This is a genomic window from Cellulomonas chengniuliangii, assembly GCF_024508335.1.
Lineage (GTDB): Bacteria > Actinomycetota > Actinomycetes > Actinomycetales > Cellulomonadaceae > Cellulomonas_A > Cellulomonas_A chengniuliangii.
On the sequence record NZ_CP101988.1, the window covers coordinates 166539 to 188144 of the forward strand.

General features: G+C 71.8%; 20 protein-coding genes and 3 tRNA genes. 18 read left to right on the forward strand and 5 right to left on the reverse strand.

Annotation, left to right across the window (positions count from 1 at the left end; translation table 11 throughout):
• The first annotated feature begins 111 nt into the window (after window positions 1-111).
• The 4 genes from NP064_RS00755 (at window position 112) to NP064_RS00770 (ending at window position 4464) form a co-directional block, all read left to right on the forward strand.
• Window positions 112-1476: an ABC transporter substrate-binding protein gene (locus NP064_RS00755; RefSeq protein WP_227568409.1), complete on the forward strand. Its 1365-nt coding sequence runs from the start codon at window positions 112-114 to the stop codon at window positions 1474-1476.
• A gap of 113 nt (window positions 1477-1589) precedes the next feature.
• Window positions 1590-2579 (forward strand): carbohydrate ABC transporter permease, encoded by a 990-nt coding sequence (locus tag NP064_RS00760; RefSeq protein WP_227568408.1) that lies wholly within the window; start codon window positions 1590-1592, stop codon window positions 2577-2579.
• On the forward strand, window positions 2576-3517 hold the full coding sequence (locus NP064_RS00765) for a carbohydrate ABC transporter permease (protein WP_372456342.1): 942 nt from the start codon (window positions 2576-2578) through the stop codon (window positions 3515-3517). The genes NP064_RS00760 and NP064_RS00765 overlap by 4 nt, the downstream gene beginning before the upstream one ends.
• A gap of 116 nt (window positions 3518-3633) precedes the next feature.
• Window positions 3634-4464, forward strand: a complete 831-nt coding sequence (locus NP064_RS00770; protein ID WP_227568501.1) for an EamA family transporter — start codon at window positions 3634-3636, stop codon at window positions 4462-4464.
• Between the two features lie 3 nt (window positions 4465-4467).
• Here the strand turns inward: NP064_RS00770 and NP064_RS00775 are convergent, their stop codons facing one another.
• On the reverse strand, window positions 4468-5070 hold the full coding sequence (locus NP064_RS00775; RefSeq protein WP_284439679.1) for a proteasome activator: 603 nt from the start codon (window positions 5068-5070) through the stop codon (window positions 4468-4470).
• An 82-nt stretch (window positions 5071-5152) separates the two neighbouring features.
• Between NP064_RS00775 and NP064_RS00780 the strand changes: the two genes are divergently transcribed.
• The gene (locus NP064_RS00780; RefSeq protein WP_284439680.1) at window positions 5153-6832 is read left to right on the forward strand and encodes an AGE family epimerase/isomerase; all 1680 of its coding nucleotides are present in this window, start codon (window positions 5153-5155) and stop codon (window positions 6830-6832) included.
• On the opposite strand, the gene NP064_RS00785 is transcribed toward NP064_RS00780, so the two are convergent.
• Window positions 6786-7817, reverse strand: coding sequence for an NAD(P)H-quinone oxidoreductase (locus NP064_RS00785; RefSeq protein WP_227568407.1), 1032 nt, complete (start codon window positions 7815-7817; stop codon window positions 6786-6788). The two genes, NP064_RS00780 and NP064_RS00785, sit on opposite strands and share 47 nt — an antisense overlap.
• Before the next feature lie 183 nt (window positions 7818-8000).
• Between NP064_RS00785 and NP064_RS00790 the strand changes: the two genes are divergently transcribed.
• The 7 genes from NP064_RS00790 (at window position 8001) to NP064_RS00820 (ending at window position 15861) form a co-directional block, all read left to right on the forward strand.
• Complete coding sequence (locus NP064_RS00790) at window positions 8001-12440, forward strand: nitrate- and nitrite sensing domain-containing protein (RefSeq protein ID WP_227568406.1); 4440 nt, start codon at window positions 8001-8003, stop codon at window positions 12438-12440.
• 46 nt (window positions 12441-12486) lie between these two features.
• On the forward strand, window positions 12487-12936 hold the full coding sequence (locus NP064_RS00795; RefSeq protein WP_227568405.1) for a roadblock/LC7 domain-containing protein: 450 nt from the start codon (window positions 12487-12489) through the stop codon (window positions 12934-12936).
• Window positions 12937-12943: 7 nt separating this feature from the next.
• A complete protein-coding gene (locus NP064_RS00800) occupies window positions 12944-13321 on the forward strand; it encodes a DUF742 domain-containing protein (RefSeq protein ID WP_227568404.1) in 378 nt (125 codons plus the stop codon).
• The gene (locus tag NP064_RS00805) at window positions 13302-13910 is read left to right on the forward strand and encodes a GTP-binding protein (RefSeq protein ID WP_227568403.1); all 609 of its coding nucleotides are present in this window, start codon (window positions 13302-13304) and stop codon (window positions 13908-13910) included. The genes NP064_RS00800 and NP064_RS00805 overlap by 20 nt, the downstream gene beginning before the upstream one ends.
• A gap of 149 nt (window positions 13911-14059) precedes the next feature.
• Entirely contained in the window at window positions 14060-14536 is a 477-nt protein-coding gene (locus NP064_RS00810) for a PIN domain-containing protein (protein ID WP_227568402.1), read from the forward strand.
• A 23-nt stretch (window positions 14537-14559) separates the two neighbouring features.
• Window positions 14560-14651: transfer RNA gene (locus tag NP064_RS00815), tRNA-Ser, on the forward strand.
• A gap of 379 nt (window positions 14652-15030) precedes the next feature.
• The gene (locus NP064_RS00820; protein WP_227568401.1) at window positions 15031-15861 is read left to right on the forward strand and encodes an alpha/beta fold hydrolase; all 831 of its coding nucleotides are present in this window, start codon (window positions 15031-15033) and stop codon (window positions 15859-15861) included.
• A 17-nt stretch (window positions 15862-15878) separates the two neighbouring features.
• Here NP064_RS00820 and NP064_RS00825 read toward each other — a convergent pair whose 3' ends face one another.
• Window positions 15879-16253, reverse strand: a complete 375-nt coding sequence (locus tag NP064_RS00825; RefSeq protein ID WP_227568400.1) for a nuclear transport factor 2 family protein — start codon at window positions 16251-16253, stop codon at window positions 15879-15881.
• 99 nt (window positions 16254-16352) lie between these two features.
• On the opposite strand from NP064_RS00825, the gene NP064_RS00830 reads away from it, so the two are divergent.
• The 5 genes from NP064_RS00830 to NP064_RS00850 all read left to right on the forward strand — a co-directional run bounded on the left by NP064_RS00830 (window position 16353) and on the right by NP064_RS00850 (window position 19335).
• Window positions 16353-17642 (forward strand): threonine/serine exporter family protein, encoded by a 1290-nt coding sequence (locus tag NP064_RS00830; RefSeq protein ID WP_348519198.1) that lies wholly within the window; start codon window positions 16353-16355, stop codon window positions 17640-17642.
• Window positions 17643-17694: 52 nt separating this feature from the next.
• A tRNA-Ser gene (locus NP064_RS00835) sits at window positions 17695-17786 on the forward strand.
• Between the two features lie 127 nt (window positions 17787-17913).
• Window positions 17914-18900, forward strand: a complete 987-nt coding sequence (locus tag NP064_RS00840) for an SDR family oxidoreductase (protein ID WP_227568398.1) — start codon at window positions 17914-17916, stop codon at window positions 18898-18900.
• The gene (locus tag NP064_RS00845) at window positions 18897-19112 is read left to right on the forward strand and encodes a hypothetical protein (protein ID WP_227568397.1); all 216 of its coding nucleotides are present in this window, start codon (window positions 18897-18899) and stop codon (window positions 19110-19112) included. Before NP064_RS00840 ends, NP064_RS00845 begins: the two co-directional genes overlap by 4 nt.
• A gap of 97 nt (window positions 19113-19209) precedes the next feature.
• Window positions 19210-19335, forward strand: coding sequence for a hypothetical protein (locus tag NP064_RS00850; RefSeq protein WP_255623582.1), 126 nt, complete (start codon window positions 19210-19212; stop codon window positions 19333-19335).
• Between the two features lie 40 nt (window positions 19336-19375).
• On the opposite strand, the gene NP064_RS00855 is transcribed toward NP064_RS00850, so the two are convergent.
• On the reverse strand, window positions 19376-19645 hold the full coding sequence (locus NP064_RS00855) for a GlsB/YeaQ/YmgE family stress response membrane protein (RefSeq protein WP_227568396.1): 270 nt from the start codon (window positions 19643-19645) through the stop codon (window positions 19376-19378).
• 196 nt (window positions 19646-19841) lie between these two features.
• Here NP064_RS00855 and NP064_RS00860 point away from each other — a divergent pair.
• Window positions 19842-19914 (forward strand) — tRNA-Arg (locus NP064_RS00860).
• A 69-nt stretch (window positions 19915-19983) separates the two neighbouring features.
• On the opposite strand, the gene NP064_RS00865 is transcribed toward NP064_RS00860, so the two are convergent.
• Complete coding sequence (locus NP064_RS00865; protein ID WP_227568395.1) at window positions 19984-21261, reverse strand: family 16 glycosylhydrolase; 1278 nt, start codon at window positions 21259-21261, stop codon at window positions 19984-19986.
• Window positions 21262-21606 lie beyond the last annotated feature (345 nt).

Genomic DNA, 21606 nt, shown 5'->3' on the forward strand with positions numbered 1-21606 from the left:
GGTCTGGGGTTGCGCCCGGCGTCTGACAGGGCTTCCATCACTGGAAGGCAAATGCCCGCCGACCAGGACTTTTCCCACTCTGGCGGCGGACCACGACGAGGTGGAGGTCAGATGAACAGCATGGGTAGACGCCGCAGCAGGGCCACAGCGGTCAGCGCGGCAGGGGTCCTCCTTCTGGTGGGGGCGTGCGGCAGCAACGACGAGGGATCCGCGGAGGAGACGGCGGCCGCGATCGACTGCGCGCAGTTCGAGCAGTACGGCGACCTGGAGGGCAAGACCGTCAGCGTCTACACGTCGATCGTGGACCCTGAGGCCGAGGAGCAGCGCGCGTCGTACAAGCCGTTCGAGGACTGCACCGGCGCCGAGATCGAGTACGAGGGCTCGCGCGAGTTCGAGGCGCAGCTCCCCGTCCGCCTCACCGCCGGGAACCCGCCGGACATCGCGTACATCCCCCAGCCCGGCTTCCTGAAGTCGCTCGTGGAGGACTTCCCGGACGCCGTGACACCGGCGGGCGAGGCGGTCGTCGCCAACGCCAACGAGTTCTACACCCCGGAGTGGGTGGAGTACGGCACGGTGGACGGCACGCTCTACGCCACGCCGCTGGGCGCCAACGTCAAGTCCTTCGTCTGGTACTCCCCGAGCGCCTTCGAGGGCGCCGGCTACGAGGTCCCGACCACGTGGGACGAGCTCATGGACCTGAGCCAGCAGATCGTCGACGACGGGGCCATCCCGTGGTGCGCGGGCATCGAGTCCGGCGAGGCGACCGGCTGGCCGGCCACCGACTGGGTCGAGGACGTGGTGCTCCGCACCGCCGGCGCGGACGTCTACGACCAGTGGGTCAACCACGAGATCCCGTTCAACGACCCGCAGATCGTCACGGCGCTCGGTGCGGTCGGGGACATCCTGAAGAACCCGGAGTACGTCAACGGCGGCCTGGGCGGCGTCACGTCGATCGCCACGTCGGCGTGGAACGAGTCGGCCAACGGCATCCCCGACGGCACCTGCTGGCTGCACCGCGCGGCCAACTTCTACCAGGCCAACTGGGACGAGGGCCTCGAGGTCGCCGAGGACGGCGACGTCTACGCCTTCTACCTGCCGGGTAAGAGCGCCAGCGACAAGCCGCTGCTCGGCGGTGGAGAGTTCGTGACCGCGTTCAGCGACCGTCCCGAGGTCCAGGCCTTCCACGCCTACCTCTCCAGCCCGGAGTGGGCCAACGCCAAGGCGTCGGTCACCGGCCAGGGATGGTTCAGCGCCAACAGCGGCCTCGACTCCTCGCTGCTGCAGTCGCCCATCGACCAGCTCTCCTACGAGCTGCTCACCGACCCGAGCTACACGTTCCGGTTCGACGGGTCGGACCAGATGCCCGGGGCCGTGGGCGCGGGGACCTTCTGGACGGAGATGACCGCGTGGGTCGCCAGTGACAAGTCCGACCAGGACGTGCTCACCGCGATCGAGGCGAGCTGGCCTAGCTCCTGACGCATCGGACCGGCGTGACGGGCGGCGCGTGCAGCGTCGCCCGCCACGCCGGTCCGTCCCCCCTGCCGGCGTGACGAGGCGCCGGTCGAACGCGGCGTGGAAGGTGAGGAGCGATGGACTGGCTGATCAACGCTGGGTCCACCGGACACAAGTTCGTCCTGATGTTCGTGGCGATCATGCTGTTCGTGGTGGTGATGGGAGCGATCCTGCTGGCGGTGGACCGCCCGAAGCGGGTCCCCGGCTGGGTGGTGGCCGCGGCGTTCCTCGGCCCCACCGTGATCGGGCTGGGCTTCGGGCTGGTGTATCCCGGGCTGCGGACGGTGTGGGGGTCCTTGCTCGACAGCAAGGGCAAGGACTACGTGGGGCTGGAGAACTACGTCCGCGTCTTCTCCGAGGACCAGTTCCAGACCGTGCTCCGCAACACCCTCATGTGGGTGATCCTCGTGCCGCTGCTGGCCACCCTGATCGGGCTCGTCTACGCGGTGCTGGTGGACCGGACCCGGTTCGAGTACCTCGCCAAGACGCTGATCTTCCTGCCCATGGCGATCTCCATGGTGGGGGCCGGCATCATCTGGAAGTTCGTCTACGAGTTCCGGCCCGACCAGCCGGGCGTCAACCAGATCGGCATCCTCAACCAGCTCCTGGTGTGGCTTGGCCTGCCGCCGCAGCAGTTCCTGCTCAGTGAGCCCGCGAACACGCTGTTCCTCATCGCGGTGATGATCTGGATCCAGACCGGGTTCGCGATGACGGTGCTGTCCGCCGCGATCAAGGCCATCCCCGACGACATCGTCGAGGCCGCCCGGCTCGACGGCCTCCACGGGACCAAGATGTTCCGCTTCATCACGGTGCCCAGCATCCGGCCCGCGCTGGTGGTCGTGGTCACCACCATCGCCATGGGAACCCTCAAGGTGTTCGACATCGTGCGGACCATGACCGGCGGCAACTTCGGCACCTCCGTCGTCGCGAACGAGTTCTACGTGCAGAGCTTCCGCATCCGCGACCTGGGGCTCGGCGCCGCGCTCGCGGTGATCCTCTTCGTCCTGGTGATCCCGCTGGTGATCTACAACGTCCGCCAACTGCGCATCGCGGAGGAGATCCGATGACTGCCGCGATCCCGTCCACCGCCCTCGTCGACTCCGACGCGACCGCGAAGGGCCGCACCGGCCGGCTCGGCCGCATGGACCAGCGGGCCGGCATCGCCCGCGCCCGCCTCGCGCGGCCGTGGACGTCGCTGCTGGCCGTGGTGCTGGCCATCCTGTGGACCATCCCGACGTTCGGGCTGCTGCTGACCTCGTTCCGCCCGCGCAGCGAGATCCGCACCTCGGGCTGGTGGACCTTCCTGCAGAACCCCGAGACGACCCTCGACAACTACACCGAGGTCCTGTTCGGGAGCGGCACCCAGTTCTCCACGTTCTTCGTGAACTCGGTGGTGATCACCATCCCCGCGGTGGTCATCCCCATCTCGCTGGCCCTGCTGGCGGCGTACGCGTTCGCCTGGATCGACTTCAAGGGCCGCAACATCCTGTTCGTCGCGGTGTTCGCGCTGCAGGTGGTGCCCATCCAGGTCACCCTGATCCCGCTGCTCACCCAGTACGTGCAGTGGGGCCTGTCGGGCTCCTTCTGGACGATCTGGCTGTCGCACTCGATCTTCGCGCTGCCGCTGGCGATCTTCCTGCTCCACAACTTCATGAAGGACATCCCGAAGTCGCTGGTCGAGGCGGCGCGGGTGGACGGCGCCGGGCACGTGACCATCTTCTTCCGGGTGCTGCTGCCCCTGCTCACCCCCGCGATCGCATCGTTCGCCATCTTCCAGTTCCTGTGGGTGTGGAACGACCTGCTCGTGGCGCTGACCTTCGCGGGCGGCTCCCCGGACGTGGCGCCGCTGACGGTGCGCGTGGCCGAGCTGGCGGGCACCCGGGGGGCGCAGTGGCACGTGCTGTCCGCCGGGGCGTTCATCGCGATGATCGTGCCGCTGGTCGTGTTCCTGATGCTCCAGCGGTTCTTCGTGCGCGGCCTGCTCGCCGGCTCCGTGAAGGGGTGACTTGGGGCCTCGGCCTGGTGTGACACCATCGGCGGGTGGTTCAGAGCCCGCCAGGAGCATCATCAGGCCGGGGCCTGGGCCGGGCTCCCGCTCCTGCGCTGTTCGCCGTGTCCGGGATGACCCAGTACCTGGGCGCGGCCATCGCCGTCGGGCTGTTCACGGTGCTGCCGCCCGGAACCCTCGCCTGGGCGCGGGTGGCCGTCGCCGCTGTGGTGCTCACCCTGTGGCGGCGCCCCTGGCGCACACGGTGGACCCGGGCCGAGCTGGGCGCGTCCGCGCTGTTCGGCGTGGTGCTCGCGCTGATGAACGTGACCTTCTACATCGCCATCGACAGCCTGCCATTGGGCACGGCGGTGGCCATCGAGTTCATCGGGCCCGTCGCGGTGGCCGCGGTCACCGGGCGCGGCTGGCGGGAGCGGGGAGCCATTGCCGTCGCCGCCGTGGGCGTGGTCCTGCTCGCAGGGGTAAGCCTCGACGCCGGACCCGACGCCGTCCGCGGGCTCGTCGCGATCGCGGTGGCCGCCGCCTGCTGGGCCGGCTACATCCTGCTGGGCCGCCGGGTCGCGCAGCACGGCGGCTCCGGGGGAGGGGTGACGTCGTTGGCCGTGGCGATGGGGATCGGCGCGCTGGTGCTCGCGCCGTTCCTGGCCGGCCGTGCGGGGCCGCTGCTGACCGACCCGCGCCTTGCGTTGCTTGTGGTGGCCATCGCGGTGCTCTCCTCGGTGGTCCCGTACGCGCTCGAGCAGGTGGTGCTGCGCAAGGTCACCTCCGCGACGTTCGCGGTGCTGTTGGCCATGCTCCCCGCCACGGCGGCCGTCGTGGGGGCCGTGGTGCTGCGCCAGTGGCCGCACGGGCTCGAGATCGTGGGCCTCGGGTGCGTCACGGTGGCGATCATCCTCAGCTCGAGCCGCCCGGCCACCCCGGCGGGCGACGTCACGCCCGGCTGACCCTCACAGGTACTGGCCCGGGCGGGTGTCGGCCGACGGCTGGCCACCCCCCGACTGCGCGGCCTGCGCTTGCGCCTGGGCGGCTTGCGCCATCGGGACGAGGCCCGGCGGCAGCGCCTTGCGCTGCTGCGTCTGCGTCGCCACCTGCTGCGCCACCAGGGCCGTCTGGATGCTCTGGAACAGCCCTTCGAGCCAGCCCACCAGCTGCGCCTGGGCGATCCGCAGCTCGGCGTCGCTCGGAACGGCGCCCTGGCCCAGCGGCAGCGTGAGCCGCTGCAGCTCCTCGAGCAGGTTCCCCGAGATGCCGTCCTCGAGCTCGCGGATCGCCCGGGCGTGCACCTCGGCGAGCCGCACCCTCGCGGCCTCGTCCAGGGGGGCGGTGCGCACCTCGTCGAGCAGCTGCTTGATCATCGAGGCGATCCGCATCACCTTGGACGGCTGGTCCACCAGGCCCGCCGTGGTGTGCTGCTCCGCCGAGCCGTCCTGACCGTCCGCGGCGCCCGCCTGGCTGTCCTGCCCGGTCGCCGCCGCGCCGCCCATGGCCACCGCCGGCATCACCATCGGACGGCCGTCAGGGCCGACCACCACGACCCGCGCGCGAGCCACCGGAACGTGCTGTGAGGGTTCCGAGCCCGTCGACGGCTGCGCGGACTGCGACGTCTCGGGCTGCCCCTGGTCCGGCTGCGGCGTGTCGGACCGCGGCTCCCGGCGTGCCCGGGACCTCGCCCTCGCGGGCTTCGACGGCGGCGCCTGCGGCTCCTGGGCGTCCGGGGCCTCGCGCGGCTCCGGGGTCGCGTCCGTCGTCTCGGGCTTCGTCGACCGCCGCGTGCTGGACCCCGCCCTCGTGGACCCCGCCCTTGTGGACCCCGCCGTTGTGGACCGTGCACTCGTGGACTTCGCGCGCTGCGGGGTCGTGGCGCGGGTCTCCGCCGTCTCCGCGTCCTGCGACGCTGTCTCCGCGTCCTGCGCGGCGCGGGCGGCGTCGTCCTTCGGCTTGCGGCGCTTCCGCGTGGCGGGCGTGTCCTTCTGGTCAGTCGAGCTGCTGTCCGTGGACTTGCTCATTCTCGATTGTCACCCGCTGCGGCGGGGCCCGCACGTGCCCGGCGCCGCCGCCGGACCCGCCGCTAGGGTGACCGGCATGACGTGGCTGACCACTCCTGCCCATGCCCGCTGGCTCGAGCAGGAGACGGATCGCCTCCTCGCCTTCGGGGTCCGCTCGGCCGTCTCGTCCGGAGGGTTCGCGCGTCTCGACGAGCGCGGCGCGGCGCTCGACGGGCCCGCCGAGCTGTGGATCACGTGCCGGATGACGCATGTGTACGCGCTGGGCTCCCTGCTGGGGCGCCCGGGCTGTGCGCCGCTGGTGGACCACGGCCTGGCGGCTCTGCGCGGGATGTTCCACGACGACGAGCACGGGGGCTGGTTCGCCGAGGTCGGAGCCGACGGGCCCACCGACGCCGGGAAGGCGGCGTACCCGCACGCGTTCGTGGTGCTGGCCACGGCGAGCGCTGCCGCGGCGGGCCGACCTGGCGCGCGCGAGCTGTTGGGCGAGGCGCTCGCCGTGTCCGAGCGGCGCTTCTGGGACGACGAGGCCGGCATGGCCGTCGAGGCCTGGGACCCGGCGTTCACCGAGCTGGACCCTTACCGGGGCGTCAACGCGAACATGCACACCGTCGAGGCGTATCTCGCGGCCGCGGACGTCACCGGGGAGCGGGTGTGGCTGGACCGGGCGCTGCGGATCATCGAACGGGTGGTGCACGGCTTCGCCCGCGACAACGCGTGGCGCATCCCGGAGCATTTCGACAGCGACTGGGTCCCGGACCTCGACTACAACGTCGACACTCCCGCGCACCCGTTCCGCCCGTATGGAGCGACCATCGGCCACTGGCTCGAGTGGGCGCGCCTGACCCTCCACGCCCGCGCCGCGCTGACGACGTGGGGGGACGTGGCGCCGGCGTGGATGCTCGACGACGCGGTCGCCCTGTTCGACGCCGCCGTGGCCGAGGGGTGGGACGTGGACGGCGCCCCCGGCTTCGTCTACACGGTGGACTGGACCGGTCGGCCGGTGGTGCGCGAGCGCATGCACTGGGTCGTCGCCGAGGGCATCGCCGCTGCGGCCACCCTGTTCGCCGCCACCGGAGACCCGCGTTTCGACGCCTGGTACGCGACCTGGTGGGACTACGCCGAGCAGCACCTGCTGGACCGCGAGGGCGGCTCCTGGTGGCATGAGCTGGGCCCGGACAACGCGGTCTCGCGCACGGTCTGGGAGGGCAAGGCGGACCTGTACCACGCGGTGCAGGCCACCTTGATCCCGCGCCTGCCGCTCACGCCCGTGCTGGCCCCGGCGCTGGCTGCGGGCCTTCTGGGCTGACCAGCAGCACCTTCCCGAAGACCTCGCCCGAGTCCAGCAGCTCGTGCGCGGCAGCCGCGTCGTCGAGCGGCAGCCGGGCGTGGACCACCGGCCGCAGGCGGCCGTCCGCCAGCATCGGCCACACGTTCTCCCGCACCGCGGCGACGATCGCCGCCTTCTCCTGGGCGGGCCGGGCGCGCAGCGTGGTGCCCACGACGCTGGCGCGGCGGGCCATGAGCTGGCCGAGGTCCAGCTCGCCGCGCCGCCCGCGCTGCGTGCCGATGACGACGAGGCGGCCGCCCGTGGCGAGCATCCGCACGTTCTCGCCGAGCGCCCCGGCGCCCAGCACATCGAGGATCAGGTCCACGCCGCGCCCGTCGGTGGCTTCGAGCACGGTGGCCCGCACGTCGTCGGCACGGTGGTCGATCACGACGTCGGCGCCGAGCCGCGCGCATCCTGCCGCACGCTCGGGGCCGCCGGCCGTGGCGATCACCCGGGCGCCCAGGGCCTTCGCGAGCTGCACCGCCACCGAGCCGACCCCGCCGGAGCCGCCGTGCACCAGCACCGTGGACCCCTCGCGCAGGCCACCTGCGTCCACGAGGTTGGACCAGGCGGTGCACACCGCCTCCGGCAGTCCCGCGGCGTCCACCAGGTCGATGCCGGGAGGGGCGGGGAGCACCTGCGTGGCGCGCACCCGCGCACGGGTGGCGTAGCCGCCGCCGTCAAGCAGGGCCACCACGGGGTCGCCCACCGACCACCCGCCGTCCTCAGGGCCGGCGACCCCGGGGCCTAGCGCGGCGACGTGCCCCGACACCTCCAGGCCCGGCCACTCGGGCGCGCCAGGCGGCGGCGGGTAGTGCCCGGCGCGTTGCAGCAGGTCCGCGCGATTCACCCCCGAAGCGGCCACGTGGAGCAGAACCTCACCCTCTTGGGGGACGGGATCTGCGAGCTCGGCGCTGCGGAGGACGTAGGGTCCGCCAGGGGAATGGACGACGATCGCATGCACATCGGTGAGGTTAGGCCCGAAAGGGACGTACCGCTGAGGGTGAGGTCCGTGGCAAACTCCTCCGCGGGCTAATGGTCTGATGTCCAGGAGCCGATGAGAAGCGAACGATGACCGCCACGCTGGCGCCAGAGAGCCGGTCACCGCCGGTGCGACGCCCTTCACGGGTGAAGGAAAGAGGTCGACATGCTGCGCAGACTTGGCATTCGCGCCAAGGTCCTGGCGGTCCTCGCCGTGCCCATGATCGTGCTTCTCGCCGCCGGCGCGTACATCTCGTACGACGGCCTGCGGACGGCGCGATCTGCGGCGGCAGCCGCCACGGTGGTTGAGGTCCTCGAGGGCTACGCCCCCCTGGGGGTGGCCCTGCAGCAGGAACGAGCGTTGTCCGTGGTCAACGACCGCGACCGCGAGCAGCTCGAGGCAGCCCGTGCGGCGACCAACGCCGCGCTGGCCGCGGTGAAGCCGCTGACGGCCCGGGTCGACTTCTCCCAGTTCCCGTCCGACGTCGTCTCCGCGTTCCAAGAGGCGCAGCTCTCCCACAACGAGTCGATCGGCGCCGTCCGTGAACTCGTCGACTCGGACGCGAACACCACGACCCTGACCCGCGGGTACAACACGATCATCCAGGGCCAGATCAGCCTGGTCAGCCAGATCGCCGACTCGCTGGAGAACCGCGAGCTGGGCCGGTACGTCGGCGCGTACCACGCGCTGATGGTCACCGCCGAGGACCTCGTCAACGAGCTCGCCCTCGCCACGTCGATCATCCGCACGCAGGGCAACTCGGACTCCGTCCTGCGGTCCTACGCGACGCAGACGGCGTCGACCGAGATCTCGCGTGACGCCACCCGCGTCCGGCTGGCCTCGCTGGGCCAGCGCTCGCTCCGCCTGCCGGTGGACGACCCGACGTCGGCGTTCAACCGCAAGCGTGCTCTCGTGTCCGAGGCGGCGCCCGGGAGCAACCTCCCGGCCATCGACGCCCTCACCGAGGACGTCAACAAGCAGCTCTCCACGATCTCCGAGGTCAGTGGCAAGGTGCTCGCCTCCGCGAAGGTCGTCGCCGCGAAGGCGTCGAGCGAGGCGCGGAACACCGCCATCGTGACGATCGCCATCGCCGTCGTTGCCGCACTGGCCTCGTTCGCCTTCGCGATCGTGGTCTCCCGAGGCATCGTCAACCCGCTGCGGCGCCTCACCGGCGCCGCCCAGGACGTCCGCGACCAGCTCCCGAAGCTCGTCGAGCAGGTCACCGTCCCCGGTGAGGGGCCCGGCCTCGAGCTGGTCCAGATCCCGGTGGACTCCTCCGACGAGGTGGGCCAGCTCGCGGCCGCGTTCAACTCGGTCAACGCCACCACGCTGCAGGTCGCCCAGGAGCAGGCCGCCCTGCGTGGGTCGATCGCGGAGATGTTCGTCAACGTCGCCCGTCGGGACCAGGTCCTCCTCAACCGCCAGCTGTCGTTCATCGACTCGCTCGAGCGCGCTGAGGAAGACCCGAACACGCTGGCGAACCTGTTCCGCCTCGACCACCTCGCCACCCGGATGCGTCGTAACGCCGAGTCGCTCCTCGTGCTCGCCGGCATCGACTCGGGCCGCCGCGTGCGCGACGCGATGCCCCTCTCGGACGTCATCCGCACCGCCTCGTCCGAGATCGAGCAGTACGACCGCATCGAGCTCGACCTGCCCGTCGACCCGCTGATGCACGGCTTCAACGCCCTGGGCGCGGCGCACCTGCTCGCCGAGCTGCTGGAGAACGCCACGATCTTCTCCGAGCCGGAGACCCCGGTCGAGGTCAAGACCGGCGTCATCGGCGAGTTCGTCGTGGTGCAGATCCTCGACCACGGCCTGGGGATGTCCGACCAGGAGCTCGAGGCCGCCAACATCAAGATCCGGTCCACCGCGGCGAGCGACGCCCTGGGCGCCCAGCGCCTGGGACTCTTCGTGGTCGGCCGGCTCTCGCACCGCCTGGGCGCCGAGATCCGGCTCGCCAAGAGCCAGCGGGGCACCGGCACCGTCACCACCGTCCGATTCCCCGTGACGTTGTTCGCGGCCACTGAGGGCCCGGCCTACGGGTCGACCCAGCAGTCGCCCCCCACGCTGACGGCGTCCTCGGAGCCGGTGCAGGAGCGCTCGCGCCCCCGCGAGGACGAGGCCCCCGTCGTCGAGCCGGTGAACCTCGCCGCCCTGACCGACGGCGCCACATCGCTCGGGCTCCCGCGCCGTCGTCTGCGTGACGACGACTCGGGCGAGATGCCGCTGGCCGGCTCGCTGCCCAAGCGGTCCGCGAAGACCTTCGACGAGGACAACATCGTCCTTCCGGCCCCCACCGAGGCCCGGCTGTCGCCTGAGCTGTCCGCGGAGGGCACCGGCTGGACGCCTGCCATCGCGGCCGCTCCGTCGGCAGGGCTGCCCAGCCGGTCCCGCGCGGCGACGCCGGCATGGCAGGCGCCCGAGGACGCGCCGCCCGCCGCGGCCCCGACGCCCTCGGCTCCGGCCGAGCGCGCAGGGCTCTTCACGGGCTTCCGCGGACGTACTGAGATGCCGGGCGTCGACATGCCCCGGCTCTCGCCGCGAGCCGCAGCCGAGGCTCTCGCCGCGCCCGCCGCCCCCGCCCCCGCCCCCGCGCAGCCGGTCGCCCCGCCCCCGGCGGACGCGCCGCCGCAGCGGCGCAGCGCCCTCGGCTTCGAGATCCCCGGCCTGGTGCCGGACGCTCCCGAGGGCGAGGAGACGCAGGTCTGGACGCCGTCCTGGAGCGACACCGCCGAGACGGCCTACGACGAGCCCGCGTCGGCACATGTCGCCGAGCCCGAGCAGGCGCCCGCCCCGCAGTGGTCGACGCCCACCTGGGACGAGCCGCAGGCCGAGACCCCGGCCTGGAACGACCCGACGCCCGTGCCCGCCGCGAGCTGGGATCAGCCCGTCCAGGCTCCGACGACCTCCAGCCCGAGCTGGGACGAGCCCGCTGCCCCGAGCTGGGAGCAGACGACGCCCGCGTGGGAGCAGGCCGAGCAGGTCGCGTCCGCCGCGCCGGTCGAGGAGCCCGTGGCCCCGTCGCCGCAGACCGCGTACCCCGACTTCACCGCCTACAGCGGGTACACGGGGTGGGCCAACCCGGTCGACGAGACCCGGCCCGCGCCGCAGTTCACCTCGCCGTACTCCTCGACCTACGCCCCGGCGCCCTCGTCCTCGGGGCTCGACGAGTCGCGGGCCTGGGCGGCTGGCGAGTCCGACGAGCAGCCAGCCGAGCAGGCGCCGGCCTGGGAGCCGACGCAGGCATACCAGGAGCCGACACACGAGGTTCCGGCCCCGGTCCAGGACGTCGCCCCGCAGGCGCAGCCCTGGCAGGAGGACGCCCCCGCGGAGTCGCTGTGGAGCGCGCCGGAGCAGACCGCAGAGCCGGCATGGCAGCAGCCCGCCGCGCCTCAGCCCGCCGCACCGCAGTGGGACGAGACGCCGGCCGCGCCGGTCGCCGACGCCCCGTGGCAGCCGGCTGTCGTCGAGGAGAGCGCCCCAGCGTGGGGCCGCCGCCGTTCGGCAGCGCAGTCTGAGCCGGTCGAGGCCTCTTGGTCGCAGCCGGTCCCGGAGCTGGTCGAAGACGAGCCGGCGCAGGTCTACCGCGACCGCGACTCGTACGCCCAGACGGAGATGTTCACGCCGGTCGAGGCAGAGGCAGTGGCCGAGGCGCACGCCGTCGAGCCCGTCATCGCGCACGAGCCGGTCGTCCCCGCATGGGCGCCGTCGATGCCGATGTCGACCGGTCCCGCGCCCGCCTTCACGGACCTGGTGCAGGGCGACGACGACAGCGACGACTCGAAGGGCCGTCGTCGGTGGAGCCTGTTCGGCCGCAAGAAGGCTGACGGCTCGCCGGAGTCGCGACCGACGTCGTCCGTCCCGTCGTTCCACCCGGACCCCCCGGCGCCGCCGGCCCAGCCCGCGCCCGGCACGTTCGCCCCGCGGCAGTCCGCATGGTCGACGGAGCAGGCCGAGCCCGCCGCGACGCCTGCCCCGGGCCTGGTGCGCCGGTCCTCGGTGACGTCTCCCGCCGCCGAGCCCTCGGGCTGGACGCCGCCGCCCACGCTCCCGGAGGAGCCCGCAGCCCCGGCCCAGCCGCCGCAGCAGGTCTCGTCGTTCTTCCGCCCGCAGGGTCCTGCGGCGACAGCCCCCGCGTCGTGGACGCCGCCCGAGTGGTCGGGTCGCGGTCCTGCGGCCCCGGCTGCCGGCCAGCCGCCCGCTCCGCGCTCGGCGCCCCCGTCGGCCGCTCCACGGATCGGCGCGCTGGACGACGAGGTCGCCGCGATGCTGGCGCTGCGGTCCGACATCCAGGAGCAGGCGCTCTCCGAGCTCAGCCAGCTCTCTGCCTACCGCCCCAGTGCGGTCAACGGCTCGACCGGTTCCGCCTCGCTCACCAAGCGGGTGCCGGTCGCGATTCCCGAGTCACCGCCCCTGGTGACCCAGGAGGCCACCGGGGCCACCGGGCGCGACGCCGACCAGCTGCGCACGCGGCTGTCGAGCTTCCAGTCCGGGACGTCTCGCGGGCGTCGGGCGGCGGAGGCGCCGATCGACTCCCCGAACCGTCACGAATCCGATCCCCTGGTCGAACAAGACCAGAACAACCCGTCGTCCCCGACATGGTGACGTATCAGCACGCAGTCAACCCCGGCTGCCACCGCAAGGAGGAAGTGTGACAGCGCTCAGCACCGAGGCAGCCAACTTCGGCTGGCTCCTGGACAACTTCGTCCGGACCGTGCCCGGGACCCGGCATACGCTGGTCGTTTCCGCCGACGGTCTCCTCATGGCCATGTCCGAACAGCTCGACCGGACCAGCGGCGACCAGCTCTCCGCGATCGTCTCCGGCATGTCGAGCCTGACCCGAGGCGCCTCACGGCAGCTGCGCGCAGGCGAGGTCCGGCAGGCCATCGTCGAGATGGACAACCTGTTCCTCTTCCTGATGAGCGTCTCGAACGGGTCGGTCCTCGCGGTCGTCGCCGAGGCGAGCTGCGACGTCGGCCTCATCGGCTACGAGATGGCGATGCTCGTCTCGCGGACCGAGGCGACGCTGACCCCGCAGCTCATCAGCGAGATGCGTGGCCAGCTGCCCGTCGATGGCGCCACCCGGGCGCCGGTGGCGTGATCTGACCATGAGCGACCACGTGGAGTACGAAGCCCGAACGGTCCGGCCCTACGCCGTGACCGGCGGGCGCGTGCGCTCGGCGCGATCCGACCTGCCTCTCGAGGCACTCGTCGAGGTCATGCCGGGCGCGGTCACGAGCCAAGGACTGCCCCCTGAGAAGAGGGCCATCCTTCAGCACGCAGCGCACACATACATCTCCGTCGCCGAGCTCTCGGCCCTGCTGCACCTGCCGCTCGGCGTGGTGCGGATCCTGGTGGCTGACCTGGCCGACGCGAAGTTCATCCGTGTGCACACGTCCACACCGGTAGAGGTCCACACCGGTCAGTCCCCCGCCCTTTCCCTGAGCGTGCTGGAGAGTGTTCTCAATGGCATTTCCGCCCTCTGACGCCGCTGTGGCCACGACGGCCGCTCCGGGCAACGTCGCTCCCACTGTTGTCAAGATCGTCGTCGCCGGCGGGTTCGCCGTCGGCAAGACGACCTTCATCGGGTCCATCTCCGACATCGAGCCGCTGAACACCGAGGCGGCCATGACGGAGCACTCGGTCGGCGTCGACGACGCTGGCGGGGTCTCGGACCGCAAGACCACCACCACGGTGGCGATGGACTTCGGTCGCATCGCGCTGCCGGGGTCGCTGTGGCTCTACCTGTTCGGCACGCCTGGCCAGGACCGCTTCCTCTTCATGTGGGACGACCTGGTGCGCGGTGCGATCGGCGCGGTCGTCCTGGTGGACACCGACCGGCTCGACCAGTGCTTCCCGGCTGTCGACTACTTCGAGAGCCGCGGCATCCCGTTCGTCGTGGGGGTCAACTGCTTCGACGGCGTCGCCAAGCACCAGCTGGACGACGTCCGCGAGGCACTCGCCATCCCGCCGCACGTGCCCGTGCTCTACACCGACGCCCGTTCGCGGGCGGCCACGAAGCACGCGCTCATCGCTCTCGTGCAGCTCGCGATGGAGCGGCTGCGAGGCGCCTGACGCACCGCCTCGCCTCCGGCCGGCCCACCCTCGCGGTGGCCGGCCGGAGTCATGCCCGGCCACGTGCGCTGCCTGCTGTCCGGGCTGCCGCACCGGGTGTCGGGGGCGGGCTGCCCATGACCTCCAGGTCCTCTGGTTAGGGTGGCGGCGTGCGGGTCTACGTCGACGGATCGGCGCTCACCCGGTACCTCGACATGGTGCGCGGGTCGGCGCAGTGGCGCGCCTGGGCGACCCCTCGGGAGGCCGATCTGCGCGTGAGCGCGATCTCTCGTGCCGAGTTGCGGATCGCCACCCTGCACGCCACGTCCGCGCAACGAGTCCGTGCCCGTGACGACCTCGACCGGATCGAGGTGCTGCGCATCAGCGACCAGGCCCTCGCCTGGGCCACGAACGTGACGGGTGTGCTCAGCCCGTTCGCCGCGGCCCACCTGGGCATGGCGATGACCCATCGGGATGTGACGGCCGTCGCGACCTATCACGGGCGGCTCGCGCGACTGGCCGCGCTGCACGGGCTCCGCGTGGTGTCCCCGGGCCTGCCCGACGGCTGGTGGGAGCAGCACGCGCCGGCCACGCTGCCCTCGCCCCGTGTCCCGGTGGGCGACCCCGCGCCATCCCGCACCGGCTGACGTGCCAGAATGTCGGCGCACCAGGAGGGCTGGCTGAGCGGCCGAAAGCGACGGTCTTGAAAACCGTTGGGGCGGGACAACCCCGTCCTCGTGGGTTCGAATCCCACGCCCTCCGCGTACGACGAGCACCTCGGGGTCGGCGAGCAGCGCGACGGAGAGTCCGAGGTACAGCGTCGCTGCGGCTGTCCGAGCGCTCGCGCCCAGGTCCGCAGGTCCTGGGCGACGGTCGCGTTGGGGAGCGACCCGATGCCTTCCATGCTCACGCCGACCCGGCGCGCCGCAGGCCGGTCACCAGGCCTGCCCTGACCTTGAACGTCACGTCCTCGACGGCGACGCCCTCGCCTTGCCGCTTGGTCATCGCTTCGCGCACTTTCGCAGGCGCGCTGAGGTCGACGCGGGTCGCCGTGCGTGGGGCGCGGCCCGCGGTTCGACCGGCGTGGCGCCCACCCCTCACCCGGCCGATCGTGTGGGCGCCCCATGGCATCCTCACCCGAGTGAGCACCAACCCTCAGACCTCCCTGACCGCAGACGCCCGGACCAGCCCACTGCACACCGTCACGCGAGGCGAGGGCGCCCCTGTGCTGCTGGTCCATGGGTTCGGCGTGGACCACCGGCTCCTCACGAGCCTCGACGGGACCTTCGCGGAGGCGGGGCGCAGGCGCGTGTACGTGGACCTACCGGGCATGGGGCTGAGCCCGGCCGGGCCGGAGATCACCGGTAGCGATGCCGTGGTGGACGCGGTGGCCGGCGCCGCGCAACGCGCGTTCGGAGATGAGCCCTTCGCGCTCGTGGGCTCGTCCTTCGGGGGCATGGTGGCGCGGGCCCTGGCCCATCGGCTCCGGGAGCAGGTGACCGGGCTGGCGTTGCTCGCGCCGCTCGTCGTGGCCGGCGCCGGCAGGTCGGGTCTGCCGCTCAAGACCACGCTCGTCGAGGACCCGGACCTGCTGGCGAGCCTCGATCCTGAGGACGCCGCCGACTACGCGGAGATGGCCGTCATCCAGTCCCCAGAGGGCTGGGCGAGGTTCTGGGCGCACGCCCTGCCGGGCATCCGCCGTGCGGACCAGGCGGCAATGGATCGCATCCGGGCCGGTTACGAGCTGACGGCGGAGCCCGAGCAGGGGGCGGCTCCCTGGACGCGCCCGACGTTGATCGTCTCCGGGCGCCAGGACCACGTGGTCGGGTACGCCGATGTGGTCGGCATCCTCGAGCACTACCCGCGAGCGACGTGGGTGGTGCTCGACGAGGCCGGCCACAACGTCCACCTCGACCAGCCGGAGCTCGTCGCAGCGCTGCTCGCCGAGTGGCTCGAGCGTGTCGGGCGGTGACGCCGCCGTGCCCGGGGTCAGTGCATGATGGTGGTCTGCTGGTACAGGGCGAGACGGGGCTGCCCGTCGAGCATCCGGTAGACGCTCGCCATCAGGGCGACGAAGGGCTCGGCCTCGCCCTCGCGGTGGGCGCTGGCGCGGTAGACGAGGCCGGCTGACCCGCAGCCGAGCGCCACGAGCTGCGGGTCGGTGATCTCGTAGGAGCTCCACGGAGGCGCGTCGTCGAGGGTGGCGGCGATCGCGTCACGGTCGAGCACCATGCCGTTCACCAGCACCATGAGGGCGTCCGGCGTCATCAGCTCGCGGTAGAACGAGCCGCCGCGCGACTCGCACAGCGAGTCCCATCCGTGGCGTTCCAGCTCGAGGAGCTCTGCGAGGTCCGGGCCGTCCATGGTCCGAGGCTAGGCCCCCGATCCGTCGTCCGCGCGGTCCTGGCCACGCGCAGCGGGCGGGCCGGACGTCCCTGCAGGCGGAGGTCAAACCCCATCACAATGGTGCCCGTGCCCCTGGAACCGAATGACGACGAGCTCGAGCTGATCCGGCAATCCGGTGCGGCGCTCCGCGTGGGCCGGCTCAGCCTCGCCTCCGGCACCGGCAGCTACCGCGTGAAGGCCTCGATGTCCCGGGTCGCCCGCGCCCTGGGCGTCGACCGGCACGAGGCGCATGTGACGCTCACCGAGATCACGACCACCTCGCACCGCGGCCGCAGCTTCCGCACCGAGGTCGCCGAGGTGCGGTCCATCGGCATCAACGCCGACCGCCTCTCCGCGCTCGAGCAGATGGTCTCCCGCCTGGACGACGCGTACCGCACCACAGGCCAGATCGCGTCGGTGGACGACGTCAACCGGCAGCTCGACCAGATCGCCGCACGACGGCCGCTGTACCCGGCGCTGCTCAACGCGCTGTGGTCGTCGATCGCCTGTGCGGCGTTCGCCTTCCTCAACAACGGCGGCGTGATCGAGCTGTGCGGGGTGTTCCTCGGCGCGGGCCTGGGGCAGCTCGCCCGACGCGCGATGCTGCACCGCGGCTACAACCAGTTCGGCGTGACGATGATCGCGGCTGCCGTGGCCTGCTTTGTGTACCTGGGGTTCGTCCTCACGCTCTCGACGCTCGGCCTGACCGATTCGCAGCACCAGGCCGGGTACGTGTCAGCGGTCCTGTTCCTCATCCCCGGGTTCGCGCTGGTCACCGGCGCGCTCGACCTCGCCAAGCTGGACTTCTCCGCGGGGGTGGCCCGGCTCGTCTACGCGATGATGCTGCTCACCTCGGCGGCGCTCGCCGTGTGGGGCGTCTCGGCAGCGCTGGGCGTGACGCCCGACCCGGTCAGCCCGATCGACGTGGCGCCGTGGGTGCTGCTGGTGCTGCGGCTGCTGGCGAGCTTCTTCGGCGTGCTGGGCTTCGCGCTCATGTTCAACAGCCCGTGGCGGATGGCCGTGGGCGCCGCGAGCGTGGGGATGGTCGCGAACGTCGTGCGCATCGAGCTGGTCGACGCGGGCTTCGTGGCGCAGGGCGCCGCAGCCGTGGCGGCCCTGCTGGTGGGGATCCTGGCCGCGTGGGTGGCGCCGCGCATGCGGGTCCCGAGGATCACGATCTCGGTGCCGGCCGTCGTCATCATGGTGCCCGGCGTGACGGCGTACCGGGCGGTCTTCTACCTATCCAACGGCGACACCACGCAGGCCCTCGCGTACGGCTTCCAGGCGGCGTTGGTGGTCACCGCGATCGCCATCGGCCTCGCAGTCGCACGGATGCTGACCGACAAGGCGTGGGCGTTCGAGCGCTGATCAGCAGCCACTTTGCAGCGTGACGACCCGGCCAGGTACCCTGTGCGAGCCTGGAGACGTCGCATAGCCAGGTCTAGTGCGCGACCCTGCTAAGGTCGTGAAGGGGCAACCCTTCCGTGGGTTCAAATCCCACCGTCTCCGCCAGATTTCGCACGTAGCAGTGCACGCGAGAACCCCCGATGAGCAGCAATTCGTCGGGGGTTCTCTCGCGTCTGAAGGAGGTCGTTCGTGGCGCGCGCCCATTGCGCCAGGGAGCCGCTACGTTGACGACATGGCTCCTCGCATCCTCATGATCGGCGGCACCGGGCTCATCAGCTCGGCTTCGACCCGGCTCGCCGTCGAGCGCGGCCTCGACGTCACCGTGCTGAACCGGGGGACGAGCGCGACGCGACCGCTCCCCGACGGCGCCGAGCTCGTGCAAGCAGACATCCGCGACCCGGAGTCGGTGCGAGCGGCCCTCGGCGACCGCGAGTTCGACGCCGTCGTCGACTGGGTGGCGTTCACACCGGAGCACGTCGCCACCGACGTCGAGCTGTTCACCGGCCGCACCGGGCAGTACGTCTTCATCAGCTCGGCGTCCGCGTACCAGACGCCGCCCGAGCGGCTCCCTGTCACGGAGTCGACGCCCCTGCGCAACCCGTACTGGCAGTACTCGCGGGACAAGATCGCGTGCGAGGACCTGCTGGTCAGGGCCTACCGGGACACGGGCTTCCCCGTCACCATCGTGCGGCCGTCGCACACCTACGACCGCACCTCGGTGCCGCTCGACGGCGGCTGGACGTCGGTCGAGCGGATGCGCCAGGGCAAGGAGGTCGTCGTCCACGGAGACGGCGCCTCGCTGTGGACGCTCACCCACCACGAGGACTTCGCCCGCGGGCTCGTGCCGCTGCTCGGTGATCCCCGCGTCCTCGGCGACGCGTTCCACATCACCTCCGACGACGTGCTCACCTGGGACCAGATCGTCCGGGCGCTCGGCGCTGCTGCAGGAGTGGAGCCCCGCATCGTGCACGTCCCGTCGGACGTCATCGCCGCCGCGGATCCCGAGTGGGGCGCCGGCCTGCTCGGCGACAAGGCGCACTCGATGGTCTTCGACACCACGAAGGTGCGCCGCGTCGTCCCCGAGTTCACCACGACCATCAGGTTCGAGCAGGGCGCCCGCGAGATCGTCGCCTGGCATGACGCTGACCCCGCGCGCCGCACGGTGGACGCGCGGATGGACGCGCTGATGGACGACCTGGTGGAGCGGTTCCGCGCATGAGGCCCAAGGGCGGCTCGGGGGAGCCTGGCCCCACCACGGCGCCACGGCGCGCGCGGGTGGTTGTGCCGCTCATCCTGCTCGCCCTCGTGGCGGTGGCCCTGTCACGGACCGACGCGATGGCGCACCTGGCAGCGGTCCTGTGGATCGCCAGCGGGGTGCTGATGCTCATCGGCGCGGTGGTCGCGACAAGGGGCACGAGCCTCAGGCGCTGACGCCGGCCCGCTGACGAGTGACCGGTCAGCGGGCGACGAAGTCGCGGATGGCGGTGGCGATGGCCCGGGGAGCCTCCTCGGCCATGAAGTCGAGGTCATGGGCCGCGCCCTGGCGGCACTGCTCCCGGCCGAGGGCGAGGAGGCGGCCGCCGGCAGCGGGGTGCTCACCCTCGGTCCGGTCCGGGGGTTCACCCGCGCACTCGAGGCCGCCCTCGCCGACTGACAGCAGGGCGGCCTCGATCGCGCTCAGAGTTCAGCGCCAGCTACGCGCGTGCGCCCTTGCGTCCCGTGAGGGCGCCGTAGATGAGCAGCACGATGATCGAGCCGCCGATGGCCAGCAGCCACGTGCGCAGCGAGAAGAAGTCCTCGAGCGGGGCATCCAGGAGGATGCTGCCGAGCCAACCGCCGAGCAGCGCGCCGATGACGCCGACGACGAGGGTGGCGATCCACCCACCCGCTTGCTTACCCGGCAGGATGGCCTTGGCGATGGCCCCCGCGAGCAGTCCGAGCAGCAGGAACGCTAAGAAACCCATGTCGACCTCCAGATGGTTCGTATGCCGTTGACCGTCCCATGCCGATGACGGCGCCGCATCCGGAGGCCGCGGTCGGCGGGGCCGCTCATCGCCCGACGGGAAGCTCTGTGTGGCAGCCGTCACCGCCGGGACGGGGAACTCGGTTTGGGTCCGGGGCGTCGGGGCGGTATTGTCATCGTCGGCCCGCAAGGGCCACGCGCCCGTAGCTCAATGGATAGAGCATCTGACTACGGATCAGAAGGTTGGGGGTTCGAGTCCCTTCGGGCGCACAGCAGACGAAGGCCCAGCACCGGTGGTGCTGGGCCTTCGTCGTTGGCGTGTGGACAGGTGTCAGGGCATCACAGGGTCCACTGCTGGTTGGCGCCCCCGTGGCAGTTCCACAGGTTCACGCGCTGCCCGTCGTAGACCGGTGTGCCGCCGACAGCGTCGAGGCAGCGGCCCGACTGCGGGTTCCGCAGTGCGCGTGTCGCCGAGTCGTACGTCCACTTCTGGGCGCCCGTGCCGTTGCACGTCCACAGCTGCACGACGGTCCCGTTCTCCGTCCCGCCGCCCTGCACGTCCAGGCACTTGCCGAGCGCCCGGATCGTGCCGTCCGACCCTCGAGTCCACTGCTGGGCGGCGTTGCCGTTGCAGCCGACCACCTGGATCGGGTTCCCGTCATGCGTCTGCGCCCAGGGCACGTCGAGGCACAGCGAGTTCGCGACGCGGAGGGTGCCGGTGCCCGTCGGGAGCGTGCCGCCCCCGCCCCCGCCGCCTCCGCCGGACCCGGAGCCGTTGTCGTAGACGCGGACGTAGTCGACCTTCATCTGCTGGGGGAACTGCGTGGTGCCGTCGGGGTAGCCGGGCCACTCGCCGCCGACGGCGACGTTGAGGATGAGGAAGTAGGGCTTATCGAACACCCAGGCGTTGGCGCCCACGCTCGCCCTGGTGACCTGGTGGAAGACGGCGCCGTCGACCGACCAGGTGATGGAGCCGGGCTTCCAGTCCACGGCGAACGTGTGGAAGTCATCCGCGAACGACCAGTTCTGCGGGTGCTGGTAGGCGCCCGTGATGCCGGCCCCGCCCGAGTAGCCAGGGCCGTGCACCGTGCCGTAGGTGCGGTGCGGCTCCTTGCCGACGTTCTCCATGATGTCGATCTCGCCCGAGGAGGGCCACGGTGTCTGGGGGAAGTCCCCGCCGAGCATCCAGAACGCCGGCCAGATGCCCTGGCCGCGCGGGATCTGGATGCGCGCCTCGACGCGGCCGTACGCGAGCTCGACCTTGTTGTTGGTCTGCAGCCGCGCTGACGTGTACGACCCGTCGGCCTCGCGCCGGGCGGTGATGACGAGGTTGCCCTGCCCGTCGAGCGCGGAGTTGTTGCGGGACGTCGTGTAGTTTTGCAGCTCGGCGTTGCCCCAGCCGCCGGCGCCGGTGTCGTAGTTCCAGACGGACGGGTCGGGCGCGCTGCCGGCGGAGCCGTCGAACTCCTGGGACCACACGACGTCTCCGATCGCTGCCTCGGCAGGGCTGGCCGTCGATGCCACCAGGCCGGCAGCGACGAGGGTGGCGACTCCGAGCGCGGCGGTGAGCCCGCGGGCTCGGTGGGTGGTGGTGGTGCGGGGGTGCGGGGGGTGCATCTGTGCCTCCTGGATAGTCGGCGATCGGACGGGACCGGAATTGGCGCCGCCCGAGGGCACGTGTCGCGACGCTGCGCACGTGGGGGGCGACTAGTCCGTCCGAGGCCGACAGTAACGGCGACACTTGCCGACCGGCAGGTGCCCGGGAATGGAAACCGTTGTCGGATTTCGACCGAGTTGTCAATGAGCTCGCTCGATTGCCCGGGCGTCGGCCGCTGACGTGCATCACGGGAGTTCTTCTGCGGACCTCCGCACCGGAGTTCTGCAGAGTGACGCGACAAGCGTCTGCAAAGTGTTGTCTGACCAGTCTGCAAAGTGCAGCGTCGCAACCCTGCAGAGTGTCAT

Excerpts from the sequence above, each read along its gene's own strand:
- NP064_RS00850 (WP_255623582.1), top strand. The coding sequence starts at position 19,210 with ATGGGCCGCGCCCTGGCGGCACTGCTCCCGGCCGAGGGCGAGGAGGCG.
- NP064_RS00855 (WP_227568396.1), bottom strand. The coding sequence starts at position 19,645 with ATGGGTTTCTTAGCGTTCCTGCTGCTCGGACTGCTCGCGGGGGCCATC.
- NP064_RS00830 (WP_348519198.1), top strand. The coding sequence starts at position 16,353 with ATGGTGCCCGTGCCCCTGGAACCGAATGACGACGAGCTCGAGCTGATC.
- NP064_RS00805 (WP_227568403.1), top strand. The coding sequence starts at position 13,302 with ATGGCATTTCCGCCCTCTGACGCCGCTGTGGCCACGACGGCCGCTCCG.
- NP064_RS00790 (WP_227568406.1), top strand. The coding sequence starts at position 8,001 with ATGCTGCGCAGACTTGGCATTCGCGCCAAGGTCCTGGCGGTCCTCGCC.
- NP064_RS00760 (WP_227568408.1), top strand. The coding sequence starts at position 1,590 with ATGGACTGGCTGATCAACGCTGGGTCCACCGGACACAAGTTCGTCCTG.
- NP064_RS00825 (WP_227568400.1), bottom strand. The coding sequence starts at position 16,253 with ATGGACGGCCCGGACCTCGCAGAGCTCCTCGAGCTGGAACGCCACGGA.
- NP064_RS00765 (WP_372456342.1), top strand. The coding sequence starts at position 2,576 with ATGACTGCCGCGATCCCGTCCACCGCCCTCGTCGACTCCGACGCGACC.
- NP064_RS00840 (WP_227568398.1), top strand. The coding sequence starts at position 17,914 with ATGGCTCCTCGCATCCTCATGATCGGCGGCACCGGGCTCATCAGCTCG.
- NP064_RS00770 (WP_227568501.1), top strand. The coding sequence starts at position 3,634 with ATGACCCAGTACCTGGGCGCGGCCATCGCCGTCGGGCTGTTCACGGTG.
- NP064_RS00845 (WP_227568397.1), top strand. The coding sequence starts at position 18,897 with ATGAGGCCCAAGGGCGGCTCGGGGGAGCCTGGCCCCACCACGGCGCCA.
- NP064_RS00800 (WP_227568404.1), top strand. The coding sequence starts at position 12,944 with ATGAGCGACCACGTGGAGTACGAAGCCCGAACGGTCCGGCCCTACGCC.
- NP064_RS00865 (WP_227568395.1), bottom strand. The coding sequence starts at position 21,261 with ATGCACCCCCCGCACCCCCGCACCACCACCACCCACCGAGCCCGCGGG.
- NP064_RS00755 (WP_227568409.1), top strand. The coding sequence starts at position 112 with ATGAACAGCATGGGTAGACGCCGCAGCAGGGCCACAGCGGTCAGCGCG.